General features: G+C 64.6%; 13 protein-coding genes. 4 read left to right on the forward strand and 9 right to left on the reverse strand.

What is annotated here, in order from left to right; genetic code table 11:
* Positions 1-24: 24 nt before the first annotated feature.
* The 3 genes from ACFOJ9_RS34110 to ACFOJ9_RS34120 all read right to left on the reverse strand — a co-directional run bounded on the left by ACFOJ9_RS34110 (position 25) and on the right by ACFOJ9_RS34120 (position 4,500).
* Entirely contained in the window at positions 25-2,397 is a 2,373-nt protein-coding gene (locus ACFOJ9_RS34110) for an aldehyde dehydrogenase family protein (RefSeq protein WP_378985838.1), read from the reverse strand.
* A gap of 71 nt (positions 2,398-2,468) precedes the next feature.
* Complete coding sequence (gene deoC, locus ACFOJ9_RS34115) at positions 2,469-3,515, reverse strand: deoxyribose-phosphate aldolase (RefSeq protein ID WP_378985840.1); 1,047 nt, start codon at positions 3,513-3,515, stop codon at positions 2,469-2,471.
* 157 nt (positions 3,516-3,672) lie between these two features.
* The gene (locus tag ACFOJ9_RS34120; protein WP_378985842.1) at positions 3,673-4,500 is read right to left on the reverse strand and encodes a ferredoxin--NADP reductase; all 828 of its coding nucleotides are present in this window, start codon (positions 4,498-4,500) and stop codon (positions 3,673-3,675) included.
* Positions 4,501-4,720: 220 nt separating this feature from the next.
* On the opposite strand from ACFOJ9_RS34120, the gene ACFOJ9_RS34125 reads away from it, so the two are divergent.
* The 4 genes from ACFOJ9_RS34125 (at position 4,721) to ACFOJ9_RS34140 (ending at position 10,728) form a co-directional block, all read left to right on the forward strand.
* The gene (locus tag ACFOJ9_RS34125; RefSeq protein WP_378985844.1) at positions 4,721-6,805 is read left to right on the forward strand and encodes a hydantoinase/oxoprolinase family protein; all 2,085 of its coding nucleotides are present in this window, start codon (positions 4,721-4,723) and stop codon (positions 6,803-6,805) included.
* Between the two features lies 1 nt (position 6,806).
* A complete protein-coding gene (locus ACFOJ9_RS34130; protein ID WP_378985846.1) occupies positions 6,807-8,549 on the forward strand; it encodes a hydantoinase B/oxoprolinase family protein in 1,743 nt (580 codons plus the stop codon).
* A 120-nt stretch (positions 8,550-8,669) separates the two neighbouring features.
* On the forward strand, positions 8,670-9,443 hold the full coding sequence (locus ACFOJ9_RS34135) for an ABC transporter substrate-binding protein (RefSeq protein WP_378985848.1): 774 nt from the start codon (positions 8,670-8,672) through the stop codon (positions 9,441-9,443).
* A 154-nt stretch (positions 9,444-9,597) separates the two neighbouring features.
* Positions 9,598-10,728, forward strand: coding sequence for an aminomethyltransferase family protein (locus ACFOJ9_RS34140; protein WP_378985850.1), 1,131 nt, complete (start codon positions 9,598-9,600; stop codon positions 10,726-10,728).
* Between the two features lie 158 nt (positions 10,729-10,886).
* On the opposite strand, the gene ACFOJ9_RS34145 is transcribed toward ACFOJ9_RS34140, so the two are convergent.
* From ACFOJ9_RS34145 to ACFOJ9_RS34170, 6 genes are all read right to left on the reverse strand, one after another.
* Positions 10,887-11,543, reverse strand: coding sequence for a methionine ABC transporter permease (locus tag ACFOJ9_RS34145; RefSeq protein WP_378985852.1), 657 nt, complete (start codon positions 11,541-11,543; stop codon positions 10,887-10,889).
* On the reverse strand, positions 11,524-12,615 hold the full coding sequence (locus tag ACFOJ9_RS34150) for a methionine ABC transporter ATP-binding protein (protein WP_378985854.1): 1,092 nt from the start codon (positions 12,613-12,615) through the stop codon (positions 11,524-11,526). Before ACFOJ9_RS34150 ends, ACFOJ9_RS34145 begins: the two co-directional genes overlap by 20 nt.
* A gap of 91 nt (positions 12,616-12,706) precedes the next feature.
* The gene (locus ACFOJ9_RS34155) at positions 12,707-13,561 is read right to left on the reverse strand and encodes a MetQ/NlpA family lipoprotein (protein WP_378985856.1); all 855 of its coding nucleotides are present in this window, start codon (positions 13,559-13,561) and stop codon (positions 12,707-12,709) included.
* A gap of 253 nt (positions 13,562-13,814) precedes the next feature.
* A complete protein-coding gene (locus ACFOJ9_RS34160; RefSeq protein ID WP_378985858.1) occupies positions 13,815-15,302 on the reverse strand; it encodes an aldehyde dehydrogenase in 1,488 nt (495 codons plus the stop codon).
* The gene (locus ACFOJ9_RS34165; protein WP_378985860.1) at positions 15,299-16,492 is read right to left on the reverse strand and encodes a cytochrome P450; all 1,194 of its coding nucleotides are present in this window, start codon (positions 16,490-16,492) and stop codon (positions 15,299-15,301) included. The genes ACFOJ9_RS34160 and ACFOJ9_RS34165 overlap by 4 nt, the downstream gene beginning before the upstream one ends.
* A gap of 58 nt (positions 16,493-16,550) precedes the next feature.
* On the reverse strand, positions 16,551-17,996 hold the full coding sequence (locus tag ACFOJ9_RS34170) for an APC family permease (protein ID WP_378985863.1): 1,446 nt from the start codon (positions 17,994-17,996) through the stop codon (positions 16,551-16,553).
* Positions 17,997-18,028 lie beyond the last annotated feature (32 nt).

An 18,028-nucleotide genomic window follows, 5' to 3' on the forward strand; every position in this document is an offset into this window, starting at 1 on the left:
CTCCATCGCAATAGCCACGCGGGCTCAGTCTCCGTAAGGCACCCAGACATTCTTGATCTCGACGGCACGGCGCAGGAAAGCATCGCCGGCGGCTTCGTCGGAGGCCCAGTCGAGGCCGCAGCCATTGCCGCTCCAGACGCGCTTGAGGTTGCCGATGGACTCGGCTTCCGCCTTGGCGCAGGTCTCTGCGTCGGCGAACACCCACAGGCCGTCGACATCGTCATGCTTGGCCAACACGCCGGCAAGTTCAGCGCTGCGGCCGGTGACGATGTTGATGGCGCCAGCCGGAACGTCGGAATATTCTATCACTTGATAGAGATCGGTTGCCAGCAGCGGATAGCGTTCCGAAGGCACCGCGACCACCGTGTTGCCCATGGCGAGCGCCGGCGCGACCAGCGAGATCAGGCCGAGCAGCGGCGAGCTATCAGGCGCGACGATGCCGACGACGCCGACCGGTTCGTGCAGTGCCAGTGTCACGGCGCGCGCCGGTGGCTGGTGCACGCGGCCCTCGAATTTGTCCGCAAGCCCGGCATAGAGGAACAGCCGCTCGATCGACTGATCTACTTCTTCCCGCGCGGCCTTGGCGCTGGCGCCGGTCAACTCGGTGAGGCGGGCGGCAAACTCGCCGGCGCGGCCGGAAAGGTTTTCGGCCAGATAGTAAAGCACTTGACTGCGGTTATAGGCGGTCGCCTCCGGCCAGGCTTTGCAGGCGCGGGCGGCAGAGACGGCGTCGCGGATATCCTTGCGGCTGCCCAGCCCGACCTCGCCGGCAAGCTTGCCCTTGGCGGTAGCGACAGCCAGCGAATAATTGCCATCCGGCCGAATTTGCTTCCCGCCGATGAACAGCTTTGCCGTGCGGTCGATCGCGGAGCCGTCGGTTTGCTCGACGGGTTGCGCCGAGACCGTCGCCGGCTTGATGACCGGGCCGAGCGGCAGTTTCGCCGTGAGATATTCGAACATGCCCTCGCGGCCGCCTTCGCGGCCGAATCCGCTTTCGCGGTAACCGCCGAATCCGCAGGCGGCGTCGAACATGTTGGTGCCGTTGACCCAGACGACGCCGGCCTTCAGCTGCGGCGCGACGTGCAGAGCGAGATTGACGTTCTCGCTCCACACCGAGGCAGCGAGCCCGTAACGCGTGTTGTTGGCAAGCTCGATCGCTTCCTCGGTGTTGCGGAAGGTCATGGTGGCCAGAACCGGGCCGAACACCTCTTCCTGCGCGAGAATGTTAGCCGGCGAAACACCAGTGGCGAGTGTCGGCAGATGATAGTAGCCGGACGAAGGCAGCGCAGCGTCCGGCTGCCAGCAGACGGCGCCCTGCCTGGCGCCTTCGGCGATCAGTCCCTTGACACGTTCGAGCTGGGTCAAGTCGACCAGCGGACCGATGTCGGTGTTCTTGTCGAGCGGGCTGCCGACGCGCAACCGGCCCATCCGCGTCTTGACCTTGGCGATCAGGGCATCGGCGATGCCTTCCTGCACCAGCAGGCGCGAGCCGGCGCAGCAGACCTGGCCCTGGTTGAACCAGATGCCGTCGACCAGGCCTTCGACCGCGCTGTCGAGATCGGCATCCTCGAAGACGATGAAGGCCGACTTGCCGCCGAGCTCCAGCGAGAGCTTCTTGCCCGAGCCGGCGGTCGCCTTGCGGATGATCTTGCCGACCTCGGAGGAACCGGTGAAGGCGATCTTCTGGATGCCGGGATGGTTGACGATGGCCACGCCCGCTTCCGGCCCACCCTGGACGATGTTGACGACGCCTTTCGGAACGCCGGCGCGCTCGCAGATCTCGGCGAACAGGATTGATGTCAGCGGCGTGAATTCGGCCGGCTTCAGCACGACGGTACAGCCGGCGGCGAGCGCCGGGGCGATCTTCCAGGCCAGCATCAGCAGCGGGAAATTCCACGGGATGATCTGGCCGACGACGCCGACACCCTTGTGGCCGGGGAAATCCCTGTCCAGCGCCTGCGCCCAGCCGGCATGGTGGATGAAATGACGGATCGCCAGCGGCACGTCGATATCGCGGCTTTCGCGGATCGGCTTGCCGTTGTCGATTGTCTCAAGCACAGCGAACAGACGCTGATGCCGCTGCATGGCGCGGCCGATGGCATAAAGCACCTTGGCGCGCTGATAGCCTGACGCTGCCGACCACTTCGGCAGCGCCTTGGTGGCCGCCGCAACCGCCGCGTCGATGTCGGCGGCACTGGCGTCGGACACTTTCGCCAGCAGCTTGCCGGAAGACGGCTCGCTGGTCTCGAAGGTCCTCCCGCCGGAAGCGGCTTTCCAGGCACCGTCGATGAACAGCGCCTTGGAAAAGTCGCGCGCGGCAAGCCACGCATCGGCCTCGTTGCGGGCCTCCGGCGCCGGGCTGTATTCCATGGCGTGATAGCGGTCGAGGATGTTCATCAGGTGCCTCCTTCACCCTCCCGCCTGGGAGGGTCGATCGGCAAAGCCGATCGGGGTGGGGGGTGGTGCGCTCAAGCCATTGCGTGGCGATGATTGGCCGAATAGTGCCCGGTCAGATGGTGCTCGAGCTGGCGCTCGATGTCGGTCAAAAGGCTTGACGCGCCGAAGCGAAACAGCTCGGGCTCCAGCCATGGCCGGCCGAGTTCTTCCTTCATCAGCACCAGCCAGTCGAGCGAGGCCTTGGCCGTGGAAATGCCACCGGCCGGCTTGAAACCGATGAGATAGCCGGTTTCCTCGAAATAGGCCCTGATGGCGCGCACCATGGCGAGGCCGACGGGCAGCGTCGCGTTGACGCTTTCCTTGCCGGTCGAGGTCTTGATGAAGTCGGCGCCCGCCATCATCGCCACCATCGAGGCCAGCATGACATTGCGCAGCGTGGCGAGATCGCCGGTGCCGAGGATGACCTTCAGATGCGCGTCACCGCAGGCGGCGCGCATCGAGACGATCTCATTGTAAAGCTCCCGCCACTTGGCCCCGAACACCAGGCCGCGCGGGATGACGACGTCGATCTCGTCGGCGCCGTCGCGGACCGAGGCCTCGATTTCCTGCAGGCGGGTCGACAGCGGCGTAAGGCCATGCGGGAAGGCGGTGGAGACCGCGGCGACATGGATGCCAGTGCCGCGCACGGCATCGACGGCGGTGGCGACGAAGGGATGGTAGACGCAGACGGCTGCCGGGCGGATGATCTCGCCCGCAATGCCGAGGCCCTCGACGATGTCGCGGCGGAACGGATTGATCGCCTTGGCGCAGAGCCGGCGCACGCGCTCCTCGGTATCATTGGAATTCAGCGTCGTCAGATCCATGCAGGCGACGGCGCGCAGCAGCCAGGCCGCCTGGTTGTCCGCCTTGATCGAACGCCGCTTGGTCAGGCTGGCGACGCGCCGTTCCAGCGCCGAGCGGTTGACGCTGCGCACCGATTCCATGAAGCCGAGGTCGAGCTTCATGCCGGGGTTGCGCGCAATGCGATGGTCCAGCGGAACGGCTGTGTTGGCGGCGGCACGCGCGGGCAGCGGCGTCACCTTGGTGCCAAGATCGGCTTCGCGGATTGTGCTGCTCATCTCCTGCCCTTTCATTCAGCGACGTGCGCCGAAGATAGCCCGTGAATGGATGCTTCACGAGTCCTCAAGCGAGGGATAGCTGAAAAAGGCTGCGAAAGCAGCTAGTTTTTGACCGAAAGGTCAAAATGCAGATTCTGTAGAGTGTCGACGCCCGGCTCTAGCCGACGAAGGCGCGCTCGACGACGAAGGTTGCCGGATGATGCAGCGAGCCTTCCTCGAAGCCGAGGCTTTCGGCCAGTTCCTTGACGTCCTTCAGCATGTGCATCGAGCCGCAGATCATGATGCGGTCGGTTTCCGGGTTGAGCTTGTCGATGCCGAGATCGCTGTAGAACTTGCCGGAGCCGATCAGCGCGGTGATGCGGCCCATGCGTGCCGATTCCTCGCGGGTCGTCGAATTGTAAAGCGCGACGCGGCCGCCGGTCAGCTCACCGATCAGCGGATCGCTTTCCAGCGCCGCGACCAGTTCCTGGCCGTAGGTCAGTTCGGCGTTGTCGCGGCAGGTGTGGGTCAGGATCAGCTGGTCGAACTTCTCATAGGTGTCGGGATCGCGCAGCAGGCTGGCGAAGGGTGCGATGCCGGTGCCGGTGGAGATCATGAACAGCCGCTTGGCCGGGGTCAGCGCGTCGACCACCAGCGTACCGGTCGACTTCTGCCGCATGATGACCGTGTCGCCGACCTGGATCTTCTGCAGTTCCGAGGTGAGCGGGCCGTCCGGCACCTTGATCGAGAAGAATTCCAGCTCTTCGTCCCAGGCCGGGCTGGCCACCGAATAGGCGCGATAAACCGGCTTTTCGGCATTGGGCAGGCCGATCATGACGAACTCGCCGGAGCGGAAGCGCAGCGACTGCGGACGGGTGATGCGGAACGAGAACAGCCGGTCGGTGTAGTGCTTCACCGAGACGACGGTCTCGGCATAGACGTTGGCCGGAATCGGGAACTGCAGCGGTCGGGCGCCGGCGATGTTGAGAGCGGATGTGGTGTTCATCAAATCCAACCTTCTGGCCCGGCTGCGGACGCGGGCACCAAATCTTCACCTGCGCGCCCGGACCATTCAGGTCCCGGCGTGCTGTTCGCACACTGCAAAGCGGCAAGCTCTTGTGTCCGGAATTTATTAGTATACAAACGATATTTGCGTCAAGATGCTCCCTTAAAACAGCTTTCCAAACTGACGCATATCCGTAGTCCGCGCATTTCGGGTTTCGACGATGGAAGAGAATATTTCGGCGCAAGCGCGCAATTCCCGGGGAAATGTCGTCGCCGGCATCGATGTCGGCGGTACCTTCACCGACCTGCTCCTGATCGACGGACGCGACGGTGGCCGGGTGCATATCGCCAAGACTCCGACCACGGTCGACAACCAGGCGTTCGGCGTCGTTTCGGCGCTCGGCGCCACCGGATTTCCGATCGACGGCATCGACCTCATCGTGCATGGCACGACCACCACCACCAATGCGGTGCTCGAACGGCGGCTGGCGAAAACCGGCATGATCACCACGCGCGGCTTTCGCGACGTGATCGAGCTTGGCCGGCGCACGCGGCCGCAGGCCTATGGCATGACCGGCAGCTTTGTGCCGATCATCCCGCGCAATCTCAGGCTTGAAGTGTCGGAGCGCGTCGAGGCGTCGGGTGCGATACGCACGCCGCTCGACGAAGCCGAAATGCGCGAGGCGGTGAAGAACCTGATCGCGGCCGGCTGCGAATCTCTCGTCATCCATTTCCTGCATTCCTACGCCAACCCGGCGCATGAGCGGCGCGCCGCTGAAATCGCCGCCGAGCTCTGGCCGAACGGCTACATCACGGCAGGCCACGCACTGCTGTCGGAAGCGCGCGAATTCGAGCGCGGCGTCACCGCTTCGGTCAATGCCTCCGTGCAGCCGATCCTCGAGCGCTACGTCGAGCGGCTGCGCAAGGAGTTGGGCGCGAAAGGCTATGCCCGCGACTTCCTGATCATGAACGGCAATGGCGGCATGATCTCGGCCCGCTTCGTCACACGTGAATCGGCCAAGACCGTCATGTCCGGTCCGGCCTCGGGCGTCATCGCCGCCGCCTATACCGGAAAGCGCGCCGGCTTCGAAAACCTCGTCACCTACGACATGGGCGGCACCTCGACCGACGTGGCGCTGATCCGCAACGCCGAGCCGGCTGTTTCGAACGAGATCGAGATCGAATATGCGATGCCGATCCATGTGCCGATGGTGGCGGTGCACACGGTCGGCGCCGGTGGCGGCTCGATCGCGCGTGTCGACGCCGCCGGCCTGATCCAGATCGGCCCGGAAAGTGCCGGCGCCAATCCCGGCCCGATCTGCTACGGGCGCGGCGGCGTGGAGCCGACCATCACCGACGCCAATCTGGTGCTCGGCCGGCTGGCGCCGAAGAAGCTGCTGGCGGTCGAAAATCCGGTCACATCAGAGCACGTCACCGGTATCTTCGAGGACAAGATCGGCAAGGCGACCGGCCTGTCCGGCGTCGAGGCCGCGGGCGCGGTGCTGCGGCTCGGCAACATGAAGATGGCCGGCGCCATCCGCATGGTCTCGGTATCACGCGGCCATGACCCGCGCGATTTCGCATTGTTCGCCTTTGGCGGCGCCGGTCCGCTGCATGCGACGGCGCTGGCGCGCGAACTCGGCCTGCCCCGGGTATTGGTGCCGGCGCGGCCCGGCATCACCAACGCGCTCGGCTGCGTCGTCGCCGATCTGCGCCACGACTTCGTCAACACCATCAACCAGCCAGTGGCGGTGCTCAACGAAACCCAGCTACATGCCGTATTGGAACGGCACCGAAACGAAGGCGAGGAGCTGATCGGCAAGGAAGCGGTGAAGCCGGAGACGATCCGCGTTACCCACTCCGCCGACATGCAGTTCGTCGGCCAGACCCACATCATCAACGTGCCGTTGCCATCCTCGTCAGTGACACGGGCTGCGCTGCAGCAGCTTTTCGAAAAGGCCTATTTCGCCCGCTTCAAGGTCGAACTGCCGGAAATCCGCGCCAACCTCGTCAACCTCAACACCTCGGTCACCGGCGTGCGTCCGGCGATCGATCTGTCCCGGCTGATCGACCCGGCGGGACGCGCAACAACGCTCGACGAGGCGCGGCGCGAGATCCGGCCGGTCTGGTATGGCGGACGCTGGCACGACACGCCGGTATACGCACGCGAAAAGCTGCCGCTCGACGCCGTCATAGAAGGGCCGGCGATCCTCGAACAGATGGACGCCACCACCGTGCTCGAACCCGGCGACCGCGCACGCTGCGACGCCGACGGCAACATCATCATCGACATTGGCGAGGCCTGAGATGGAAAAGCTCGACGCCATCACGCTTTCGGTCCTCCAGGCGGCGTTGCAGCAGGTCTGCGACGAGATGGACCTGACCTTTTCGCGCGCCGCTTTCTCGCCGGTCATCGCCGAGGCCAACGACCGCTCCGACGGCATCTATTCGGCGCTCGATGGCTCGCTGATCGCGCAAGGCAGCCAGGGCCTGCCGGTGTTCGTTGGCGTCATGCAGTATTCGACCAGGACGGTGATCGAGATGATCGCCGATGGCCGCTGCCTGCCGCCGGAGCCGGGCGACATCTACATCGTCAACGATCCCTATCTCGGCGGCACCCATCTGATGGATGTGCGCTTTGCCATGCCGGTCTACCGGGACGGCAAGATTTTCTGCTGGCTGTCGAACACCGGCCATTGGCCCGACATTGGCGGTTCGGTGCCTGGCGGTTTTTCAGCCTCGGCAACGGCTGTCGAGCAGGAAGGCCTGCGGCTGCCGCCGGTCAAACTGTTCAAGAAGGGCGTGCTCGATCGCGAGATCTACGCCATCATCTGCTCCAACATCCGCGTTGCCGACCAGCGCATCGGGGATATCCGAGCCCAGGCCGCCGCACTGCTGATCGGCCAGGACCGGCTCAATGGAATCCTGGATCGTTACGGTGACGAAACTGTTGTCGAGGCAATCGCCGAACTGCGCCGCCGTGCCGCCGAACAGATGCGCGCCAACATCGCGGCGATCCCAGATGGCACCTACCGCTCCGAGGCCTTTGTCGATTCCGACGGGGTGGTCAACGAGCCGCTGACCATCGCGCTCGCGGTCGAGAAACAGGGCGATACGCTGACCTTCGATTTCGCCGGTTCGTCAAAGCCCTGCGCCGGGCCGATGAACAGCGTGCTGGCGACCACCTTGTCCTCGGTCTATCTCGCCATGCGCCACATTTTCCCCGATGTGCCGATCAGCGCCGGCGCTTTCGAGCCGCTGATCGTCAAGCGGCCGGAAGGCACGTTCCTTGACGCCAAATATCCGCGCCCCGTCTCGGGTTGCGCGGCCGAAGTGTCGCAGCGCATCGCCGAGGCGGTGTTCGCGGCGATGGTGCAGGCGTTGCCGGACAAGGTGACGGCGGCGCCCGCCGGCTCCAGCGGCAATTTCGCGCTCGGCGGCAACGACCCGGCGCGCGGCCGCGATTATGTGATGTACCAGATCTCTGGTGGCGGCTATGGCGGCAATTCAGGGCATGACGGCCTGACCAATGGCTGCTCGACCATCGGCATTTCCAAATCGCCGCCGGTCGAGATCATGGAGCAGGCCTTTCCGGTGCTCTACCGCCATTATGCCCTGCGCGAAGGCTCGGGCGGCGCCGGCAAGCATCGCGGCGGTTTCGGGCTCGCCTATGAGGTCGAGATCCTGCGCGGCGACGCCCGCGCCTCCTTCGTCATGGACCACGGCCGTTTCGGCCCGCAGGGCGCGCTCGGCGGCAAGGATGGCGCCGTCAACACGGTGACCGTTTTCCGCAACGGCGAGGAACACGTGCCGCCACACCTATCCAAGGAGCAGGACATTGCGCTGAAGGCCGGCGACCGCGTGCGCGTCGGCACGCCGGGCGGTGGCGGCTATGGCGATCCGTTCGAGCGCGATGCCGACCAGGTGCTGCGCGACGTGGCGTTGGGATACTATACGGCTGAAGAAGCCAGCGAAAAATTTGGCGTTGTCCTGTCGGCAGGCGAACTCGCCGTTGACCAGAGGGCAACGGACAAGCAGCGCGCCAGCTGACGCACCGCCGACCACCATGGCGCGGATCGTCCGCCGCGATCGCCGCAGCGCATGTCGTTTCCGTCTCCGCCGGAGGCACGAAAGCCCGTAGACTTCTCGCGCTCAACGGAGATCTCGAACATGCGTCTTTTCGGTCGTTTCGTGCTTGCCGCTTCCGTCGCCCTTACGCTGGCCACGGGTGCTTCCGCCCAGGACAAGAAGCTCAGGATCGGCACCGAAGGCGCCTATCCGCCCTTCAATTACGCCAGTGCCGACGGCACGCTGGGCGGCTTCGACATCGATCTCGGCAGGGCGCTGTGCGCGCAGATGAAGGCCGAGTGCGAATTCACTGTGCAGGATTTCGACGGCTCGATCCCGGCCCTGCAGGCCGGCAAGTTCGACGCGATCATCAACATCACCATCACGCCCGAGCGGGCCGAAAAGGTCGAGTTCACCCACAAATACTATCAGACGCCGCCGGCCATCGCGGTGCCGAAGGATTCGATAATCGGGGGCACCTCGCCGGACGATCTGAAAGGCACGGCGCTCGGCGTGCAGACCGCGACCATCCACCAGAAATTCGCCGATCAGAAATATGCAGGCTCGACGGTCAAGGCCTATCCGACCGGCGACGACGCCCGCACCGACATGGCCAATGGCCGCCTCGACGCGATGATGGACGGCTCGATCATCCTGACCGAGTGGTTGGAGAAGCCCGACGGTGCCTGCTGCAAGCTGCTCGGCACGCTGACGGCCGATCCGGCCATACACGGCCCCGGCGTCGGCATCGCCCTGCAGAAGGGCAACAAGGAGCTGGCCGACAAGCTCAATGCCGCGATCGACGCGCTGCGCGCCAATGGCAAGTACAAGGAAATCAACGACAAGTACTTTTCCTTCGACGTCTACGGCAGCTGAGACCGTTTGGAAACTCTACTCTGGCGGCCATCTGAAGGCATTTTCTGCGCTTCCGGTGCTCACGGACCTGAATGTCCGCTGCGCTCCGGTTCTCGAAACCACCATCATATGACTCGCCAGAGCGAATTTCGAAACGGTCTCCGGGCCGCACTAAATGATGGAGGCTTTCTTGGCTGAGCGGCGATCCCCCTTCTACAGCAGTATCGTCGGGCTGGGCGCGACCATGGGTCGGGTTGGCGGCGATTTCATCTCGGCCAAATATTACTCGGGCATTGCCGACGAGCACCTGAACACCCGCGAAAATGTCGGTGTTCAGGATCTCAGCACCATGGGCAAGATGGACATCAAGGGGCCGGACGCCGAGGCGCTGGTCAACCATGTCATCGTCAACGATGCGGCTGCGATGAAGCCGGGCCAGGTGCGCTATTCCACGATCTGCCGCGAGGATGGCGGCATCATGGATGACCTCACCGTGTTCCGTCTGGCGCCGGAGCACTTCATGCTGGTGACCGGCTCGGTCAACCGGCTGAAGATGCTGCCCTGGCTGTTGCATCATGCAGAAGGGCGCAAGGCCTATGTCACCGACATCACCGCTTCCATCGCCTTCCCGACCATCCAGGGTCCGCGCTCGCGCGAACTCTTGAAGGCGCTGGTTGCGGATGCCGATCTGGATGGGCTGAAGCGCTGGTCGTTCACGTCGGGCCATATCAACGGCACGCGGGTGCTGATCTCGCGCACCGGCGTCACCGGTGAACTCGGCTTCGAACTGTTCGTGCCCGCCGACGAGGCGGCCTCGGTCTGGGATGCGCTGATGCGCACCGGCCGGGACTTTGGCCTGAAACCCTATGGCGTGCTGGCGATGTTCACGCTGGGCCTGGAAAAGGCCTATCCGGCGCATGGCATCGACATGGACGAGAGTCGCACGCCGTTCCATGTCGGCCTCGACCGCTGGATCAAATTCGACAAGGGCGATTTTATCGGCCGCGAAGCTTTGCTCAAGGTCCGAGACACCGGCCTCGACGAGCAATGGGTCGGGCTGATCCTCGACGGCGACAAGCCGGCGGCGACCGATGCCAGGGTTGTGGCCGATGGCGAGGACGCCGGCATCGTCACCTACAGCGACCACGGCAATTCCCTCGGCAAGGTGCTGGCCACCGCGCATCTGCAGCTGCCGTTCACCGCTATCGGCACGGAACTCAGCATCGATATCGGTGGTAAGCTGACCCGCGCGGTGGTGGCGCCGATACCGTTCTTCGATCCGGAGGGGGTGAGGTTGCGGGCTTAGCACGGCTCGCGTCAATCACTGCGTGCGTTGGTGATCGGCGGAAACGCCCACCAATTCGTCATCCTCGGGTCTCCGCGACGCCGCTTCGCGGCTGCTCCGCCCGTGGATGACGAAGTTGGGGAAGTCTCGACTCATCTCGAATGTTTAGCCGGCTCGGCCTACCCCCTCCGGTCCAGCCTCGCCACCAGCCGATCCCCCACCCATTGGATGCCGCAGACCAGGATGATCAGCACGATGACCACTGCCACCATGACGCTGGTCTCAAAACGCTGGTAGCCGTAGCGGATGGCGAGGTCGCCGAGCCCGCCGGCGCCGATGGCGCCGGCCATGGCCGACGCGCCGATCAGCGTCACTAGCGTCACCGTGAAGCCGGCGACGATGCCGGGCAGGGCTTCGGGCACCAGCACCTCGCGGATGATCGTCCAGCGGTTGCCGCCCATTGCCCGCGCCGCCTCGATCAGACCGCGGTCGACCTCGCGCAGCGACACTTCGGCGATGCGCGCATAATAGGGCGTGGCGGCGATCGACAGCGGCACGATGGCCGCCCATGTGCCGATCGAGGTGCCGACGATCAGCCGCGTCACCGGGATCAGCGCCACCAGAAGGATGATGAAGGGCACCGAGCGGAAGCCGTTGATGACGGCGCCGAGCACGCGGTTCACCCACAGGCTTTCGGCGATACCGCCGCGTTCGGTGGCAATCAGTGCCAGGCCGAGCGGCAGGCCGAAGACCAGCGAGATCAGACCGGAGGCGGCCGTCATCAGCACTGTCTCCCAGATCGAACGCAGCAGAAGCTCAAACAGGATTGGCGACATGGCCAAGCACCTCCACCCGCGCCTGGCGGGATTTCAGGAATGTGATGATTCCAGCGAGATGGCTTACATCGCTGCCCGGTACAGACAGGAACAGCGTCCCGACAGGCTGCTGCTGGATATGGTCGACGCCGCCATGGACGAGGCGGAAGGCGCCGGGAACCGCGGTGGCAAGGTCGGATAGCAATGGGCCGCTTGCCGCTTCGCCGGCTACATCCACACGCAGGATCGTCTCCGCGCCGGCCGCCGGCAGCAGCCGGGCCGCCAGTTCGGTCGGCAGCTGCGGCCGGATAGCGCCGAGCAGGCTGCGTGTGATCTCGGAGCGCGGGTCAGCAAACACCGACCACACCGATCCTTGCTCGACGATGCGCCCGGCGTCGATCACCGCAACGCGGTCGGCGATCGAGCGGATCACCTCCATTTCATGGGTGATCAGCAGGATGGTCAGGCCAAGCTGCCGGTTGATGTCTTTGAGCAGTGCGAGGATGGAGCGAGTGGTCTCCGGATCGAGCGCCGAAGTGGCTTCGTCCGACAAAAGTAGCGCCGGGCGCGCGGCAAGCGCCCGGGCGATGCCGACGCGCTGCTTCTGGCCGCCCGACAGCGACGCCGGATAGGCTTTTGCTTTCTCCGATAGGCCGACGAGATCGAGCAGTTCGGCCGCACGTGCCAGCCGCTCGGCTTTGGGGCGGCCCTCGATCTTCAGCGGCAGCGCCACATTGTCCTCGACGGTCTTGGCCGACAGCAGATTGAAATGCTGGAAGATCATGCCGATGCGCCGCCGCAGCGGCTGCAGGTCGCGCTCGCCGAGCCGGCTGATCTCGCGGCCTTCGATGAACACCTCGCCGGAGTCAGGCCGTTCCAGCCCATTCAGGCAGCGGATCAGCGTCGACTTGCCGGCGCCGCTGCGGCCGATGATGCCGAGAATCTCGCCCTTGCGCACGGTCAGCGACACGCCGTCGAGCGCCGCCGTCACACCGAAACGGCGCTTCAGGTCAACAAGGCGCACGACATGCTGAGATGTGTCGGCCCGGGTCGGATTGGCGGTGTCCCCGGATGCCTTGATATGCTGGTTCATGAATGTTCCTGTTCTCGAAAATGCAATCGCGGCCCGCGCCTGAGCGCGGACCGCTGTTGCTCTCGAACCGGGTCTCCGGTCGAGAATCGGATCAATAGGCGCTGAGGCCGGTGCCCTTGTAGACCTTGTCGAACTCGGCCTTCACCGCCTCGTTCTGATAGGACGCCACCAGCGTCTTCACCCAGGCTTCATTCTCATTGCCGACCTTCACCGCGATGAAGTTGCGGTACGGATTGTCGGCGATGGGCTCCTGCGCGATGCGGTTTTCCGGCGTCAGGCCGCTTTTCAGCGCCCAGTCGGTGTTGACCACGGCCGCGTCGAGATCCTCGACCGAGCGGCCGACAATGCCGGCGTCGAGCTCCTTGATCACCACTTTCTTCGCATTCTCGGCGATGTCGGCGGTGGTGGCCAGAATGCCGATGCCGTCTTTCAGCTTGATCACGCCCTCGTTCTGCAGCACGCGCAGCGCCCGGCCTTCGTTGGATGGGTCATTGGGCACGCCGATGACCGCGCCCTCGGGCAGGTCGGCAACCTTGGTGTACTTCTTCGAATAGAGGCCGATCGGCCAGACGCCGGTATAGCCGACGCGCACGATGTGGTAGCCCTGCGTCTTGATCTGGTTGTCGAGATAGGGCTGGTGCTGGAAGGCGTTGGCATCGATCTCGCCCCGCTCCAGCGCCTCGTTGGGCTGGGTGTAGTCGTTGAACACCACGGTCTCGATGGCCAGGCCCTTTTCGGCCGCCTGGGCGACGACGACCCGCCAGACATCCTCGTCCTCGCCACTGATGATGCCGACCTTGATCGCCTTCTTGTCCTCGGCGAAAGACGCGCCGGGCGCCATCAGGCTGCCGATCGCGACGGCCGAGGCAAACAGCAGAGCAAGGCTGCTGCGCCGGCTGAGAGTTGACCAAAGGGAAGATGGCAAAGTGTTTTTGAAGTCGGACATGATTGATTCTCTGCGGTTGTGAAGTCATGGCAGCCAGGCGGATCGCCTAGCCTTGGTCACATCCTCAGAAATTCTATCGATTATATCAAAGAACGCGTTTCGCCGTTCTCGTCAAAGCCGGGAATATTCTCTCAAAATTTTCAAGAGCGTGAGCAAAAGCCGCCGCTTGACCGGCCGCAGTGGGTCGGGGTGCGATCCTGTGCGCCTCGGGAGGGAGATCAGATTTAGTCAGAACCGGGCGCGACTGTCGGCCTCAAAGAGCGATCCAGGCCGTCTTGAGTTCCAAATATTTCTCCAGCGCATGCAGCGACTTGTCTCGGCCGAAGCCGGACTGCTTGACGCCGCCAAGCGGCACGGTGATGTCGGCACCGCCATAGGTGTTGACGTGGACGACGCCGGCATTGATGGCGCGCACCATGCGGTGCGCGGTGGAAAGGTTGGCGGTCCACACCGCCGAGGCAAGCCCGTAGACGGTCGAATTGGCAAGCCGCACCGCTTCCTCCTCGGTCTCGAAGCGCATGACGCCGAGCACCGGCCCGAACACCTCCTCGCGGGCCAGCTGCATGTCCTGCGTGACATTCTCGAAGATGGTCGGTGCCATGTAGCTGCCGCCGGTCTCGGTGAGGATCCGTTCGCCGCCGGTGACGAGACGGGCGCCTTCTTCGGTGGCCCTGGTAACGAAGCCGAGATTCTTGTTCAGCTGTTCGGCGCTCGATACCGCGCCGACATCACTGGTCAGATCGAGCGGATCGCCGACTTTCAGCCGCGTGGTCGCAGCGAGAAGCGCGTCCATGAAGCGGTCATAGACCGACGACTGGACGAGAAGCCGCGAGCCGGCGACGCAGACCTGGCCGGAGTTGCGAAAAATGCCATTGGCCGAGACGACCGCCGCCTGCTTCAGGTCCGGGGCGTCGGCAAAGACGATGTTGGGCGATTTGCCGCCGAGTTCGAGGAAGACGCGCTTCAGATTGGAACGCGCGGAATATTCGAGCAGCCGCCGGCCAACCGGCCCCGAACCGGTGAAGGCGATGGCGTCGACATCCATATGCAGGCCGAGCGCCTCGCCGGCGACCGCGCCACGACCGGTGACGACATTGAGCACGCCGGCGGGCAGGCCGGCCTCGCTGGCCAGTTCGGCCAGCCGCAGCAGCGTCAGCGAAGCGATTTCCGGCGGCTTGACCACCACGCAATTGCCGGCGGCCAGCGCCGGCGCGATCTTCCAGGCGCCGATCATCAGCGGGAAATTCCACGGCACGATGACGCCGACGACGCCGAGCGGCTCCTTGTGGATCAGCCCGAGCACATTGTCGGCCGTCGGCGCGATCTCGCCATAGACCTTGTCGATCGCCTCGGCATAGTAGCGGATGGTGCCTGCCGCCGAGAGCGGTTCGGCCTTGTAGGCCATGCCGATCTCGGTGCCGTTGTCGCGCACGCCGAGCACGGCCAGCTCGTCGGCATGCTTTTCGACCAGCTCGGCGAACCGCGCCAGCACCTTCTTGCGAAACGCCGGTGCTGCGCGCGACCACGAGCCCTTCTCGAACGCCTTGCGCGCCGACTTGACGGTGCGGTCGATGTCGGCGGCGTTGCCGTCGGCGATGCTGGCGAAAGGTTGGCCGTCGATCGGCGACGTCACCGTCAGGCTCGCGCCTTCCATACCATCGGTCTGTGCGCCATCGATGAACAAGCCCCGCGCGCCGATCTCCGTCTTGCGCAGCGTATCGATGGCATTCTGACTGATCATTGGTGACGGACTCCCAGGGAAACATGCAATGTGGTTGGCGCCCGGAATTCCCAGCCGCGAAAGACCGGCGCCTTGCCCGGCACCAGGCTGAGATCGGGGAAGCGCAGGAGCAGCAGCCTTACCGCAAGGCACATCTGCTCGCGCGCGAAAAACCGGCCCGAGCAGAAATGATGGCCAAAGCCGAAGGCTGCATGGTTGCCCTCGTCGCGGTTGATGTCGAAGCGGTTGGGATCGGCGAAGCGGCTCTCGTCGCGGCTTGCCGAGGAGACGAGTGCCGCGACCGCAGCGCCGGCCGGGATCGTCACGCCACCAAGCTCGACCGCGCGTGTCGTCTGCCGCGTCTGCGTGCCGATCGGCGCCACCCAGCGCAAGCCCTCGTCTACGGCCTTCGGCACGAAGCTCTCGGGATCGGCGAGCACCTGCCGCAATTGCTCGGGATGCGAAAGCAGGCCGGCCAGAATCGAGCCGGCGCCATGTCCGGGCTCCTGCATGCCGCCAAGCAGGATGACCTTGATGCTCGGCATCAGGAAGTCGATCGGCCGCGTCGTGCCTTCCGGCATGCCGTCGTGCAGCATATGCGACAGCGCGGAATCATCCGGTGCGTGGGCAAGCCTTTCCAGCGTCGGCAGGATCGCATCGCCAACCTCGGCGCTGATCGCGTCGGCGATCTCTTGTCGTTTCGGGTCGTTCTCGAAATTGATGGCGCCCTGGGCGAGGCCATAGAACCAGCGACGCAGCGTCGGCATGTCGATGTCGGCAAGACCGAGCGAGCGCGCCAGGCTGAGCGTCGACACCGGCTCGAAATAATCGGCCATTAGTTCGGCCGCACCCTGTTCGGCGATCCGGTCGAGGTAGGGCTCGGCGATCGATCGCACGAGGTCGCCGGCATAGGCGGCGACGGTGCGCGGCCGGTATTTCGGGTCGACGCCCTGTCGCAGCTGTTTGTGCGTCTCGCCATCGGTGGTCAGGATGGTCGGCTTGCCGAAGGAGCGCTCGACGGGCGACGAGCCGACAACGGCGGAGAAGATGTCGGGAGACTTGGCGACGCTCTCGACATCCTTCCAGCGGGTGACGAACCACAGATTGACCGCCGGCACGAAGGCGACCGGCGCGCTGCGCCTGAGCTCGGCATAGATCGGGTACGGATCGGCTTCCAATGCCTCGACGGTGATGTTTTCGGCAAAGCTCAAGGTCGCCACTCCCTTTGTGGTGGAAGGGGCGGCGTGGCACGCCGCCCCTTTGCTTTTCTCAATCTTTCAGCGGCTGGCCGAGGTTTTTGAACGCGACCGGGTCGCGGCTCTTCAGCGCGCTCGCCAGCAGCAGGCCGACAACCGCGGCAATCAGCACCAGCCCGGGCAGGAACACACCGAGGACGCCGCTGGCCCCCGACAGGCCGCCGAAATTGATGACGATCAGGTAGATGATGACGACGAAAGCGATGAAGGTCAGTCCGGGCAGGATGGTGGTCTTCAGCGCATTCTCCTGAGCCGGGTTGGCGCGGAAGAACATCACCACGGCGAGCGAGGCCACCGCCATCATGACGATGACGCCGAGCGTCGCGACATTGGTCAGCCAGGAAAACAGCGCCAGCACCGGATCGAGGCCGAGCACGGCGAACAGCCCGACGACGACGGCGGCGAGCACGCTCTGGATGACGGAGGCGACATGCGGGCTTTGGTGCACGGAATGCGTCACGCCGATCGTCTGCGGCAACAGCTTTTCGCGGCCCGAGACATAGATGTAGCGGGCAACCGCATTGTGGAACGCCAGCACGCCGGCAAACAGGCTCGACACGAACAGGATGCTCATCGCCTGCGACAGCATCGTTCCAGCGTAACGGTCGGACAGGCCGAACAGGAAGGTCGTCGGATCCGGCAAGCCCTGCAGCGTCGGCAGCAGCTTGTCGACACCGGCGCCGACGGCCATCAGCCATGCCGTGAGCATGTAGAAGACGCCGATCAGCAGGACGGAGAAATAGGTGGCGCGGGGAACCGTGACCTCGGGGTCGCGAGCTTCCTCGGCATAGATGGTCGTCGCCTCGAAACCGATGAAGGCGGCGAAGCAGAACAGTATGGCGATGGCCGGCGCGCCTGACGTGATCTGGCTCCAGCTGAACGGCGCCGCCGACAGGCCGCTATCGCCGCCGGTCTTGAGGATCGCTATGTCGAGGATCAGCACCACCAGATATTCGCACAGCACCAGCACCGTCAGGATCTTGGCCGACAAATCGACCTGTCGATAGCCGAGCACCGCGACCAGCGCGATGGCGATGAAGCTCCACACCCACCACGGCAAATTGATGCCCCAGCCGGCGAACAGTCCGGCGGTCGCGGCACCGAGCAGGCCCATGACGCCGATCTGCATGGCGTTGTAGGACAGGATGGCGATCAGCGCCGTGGCACCGCCGGCCATGCTGCCGAGGCCGCGCGCCGCATAGGCATAGAAGGCGCCGGCATTGCCGACATGGCGTGACATGGCGACATAGCCGACCGCGAACAACAGCAGCAGGATGGTCACAATGAGATAGGTTCCGGCAAAGCCGGCGCCATTGCCCATCAGCATGCCGAGCGGCGTACCGCCGGCGACCGCGGTAAGCGGTGCGGCGGCCGAAATCACCATGAAGGTGATGGCGCCGACGCCAAGACTGTTCTTGCGCAGCCTGTTGGCCGGCGCCTGTTCCGAAACTGCTGACATTGGTCCCTCCTATTTACCGGCCGAAATGGCCT

This window comes from Mesorhizobium cantuariense (assembly GCF_042647205.1).
In the GTDB taxonomy this organism is placed as follows: domain Bacteria; phylum Pseudomonadota; class Alphaproteobacteria; order Rhizobiales; family Rhizobiaceae; genus Mesorhizobium; species Mesorhizobium cantuariense.